Raw genomic sequence first — 303 nt, 5'->3', positions numbered from 1 at the left:
GGTGTTGCAGCTGCTCATCATCGTCGGCGTGCTGACCGGCGTCGTCGCCGTCTCGCTGGCCCAGTCCGCACAGGCGTTTCAGCGCAATGAGAGCCGTCGGGTGCTCGCCGCGGCGGAGACACTCGCCGCCAACCCGACCGTGCGGGAATTGATCCCGGCCGCCCAGCCGCGGCTGCGCTCTGCCCTGCCGGTGGTCGCTGAATCGGTGCGGTCGGTGTCGGGTGCGTCCAGCGTCACACTCGCCGACGCGGACGGCACCGTCCTCGTTGCGACCGACCCCGACCTCGTCGGGCACCCCATGCC

Annotated in this window: 1 pseudogene; it reads left to right on the top strand. The window is 71.6% G+C overall.

The features are described 5' to 3' along the window. Positions 1-303: pseudogene (locus GV790_RS29680) on the top strand (histidine kinase); the annotation flags it as partial.

The organism is Nocardia cyriacigeorgica, assembly GCF_010858045.1.
GTDB classification, from domain to species: Bacteria; Actinomycetota; Actinomycetes; order Mycobacteriales; family Mycobacteriaceae; genus Nocardia; species Nocardia cyriacigeorgica_E.
This window is presented reverse-complemented; position numbering and strand designations above follow the sequence as displayed.